This window comes from Paraburkholderia sp. NMBU_R16 (assembly GCF_013282575.1).
GTDB lineage: Bacteria > Pseudomonadota > Gammaproteobacteria > Burkholderiales > Burkholderiaceae > Trinickia.
Genome location: NZ_JAAAYE010000240.1, coordinates 1 through 857 on the forward strand (window position 1 = coordinate 1; position 857 = coordinate 857).

General features: G+C 53.4%; 1 protein-coding gene. It reads right to left on the reverse strand.

Annotation, left to right across the window (positions count from 1 at the left end; genetic code table 11):
- Window positions 1-69: 69 nt before the first annotated feature.
- Entirely contained in the window at window positions 70-453 is a 384-nt protein-coding gene (locus tag GWC77_RS28060; RefSeq protein ID WP_173262835.1) for a hypothetical protein, read from the reverse strand.
- Window positions 454-857 lie beyond the last annotated feature (404 nt).

The following is an 857-nucleotide window of genomic DNA, read 5'->3' on the forward strand; positions in this document are numbered from 1 at the left end:
GCTACACGCGCTTCGAAACAATGCGAACCGTGCTGTTCCTCATCGCCGGCAAGCTAGATTTCTCCAGCTTCAACCCGCATGCCTCGTGAGCCGCGTTACCCACTGCATTTTCAAAAGAGCCAGTAAAGACACTTCTCGCTTGCTATCAAAGGAGAGGCGATATGATGAGATCAGTTTCGGAAGGACATACCGCGCAAACGTTTTCCCCATCGTGCCAATCGCCATTTCAAAGGACGCAAAAACCCAGATTCCCGCGGTGCCGACCGTCATCTCTTCGGCAATCGTTTTTCCTGCCGCCCTACAACGGATGCTACCGAGATCGGTGATCATATCGTCAAGTATCGACTTGACAGCATGCATGCTTTTCAGCAATCCCTGGCATCTCCGCATTTTTTCAACGTGCTCGTCCGCGATATAGAGAACATTGCCAGGGTCACCGAGCACACCTTTCATTTGCTCCCAACAAGTTATGCAATCACTCAGCAGGCTTTCGAGCGACCTCGATCGGCTATTGAGTGACCGCAACATCTTTTTTACGTCTTGCGCAGCGAGGTATCGTGATGGCGCCACCTGCGAGCCAATGGTTTCGGAATTCGCATTCGCCAAATCCGAAGTGCTTGACAGTTGTGATCGTGCAGCGTGCTCGGCAAGCAAGGGATGGTTGCCGAGCGAGGGGCGCCAGCGCGGCTCGCATGCGGCGGACGACGTCGAACCGCGTCGTGGCTTTAAAGCATCGGCTTATACACATGTGCGCGCCGCTTCCCGGGTTCGGAAGAACATGTTTACTTTCAATGACATAGGGCTGGGCTTGTAAACTTTCGGCGAAACGCGTTTACTCTCGCTTTTTGCGTGAACGC

Excerpts from the sequence above, each read along its gene's own strand:
- GWC77_RS28060 (WP_173262835.1), bottom strand. The coding sequence starts at position 453 with ATGAAAGGTGTGCTCGGTGACCCTGGCAATGTTCTCTATATCGCGGAC.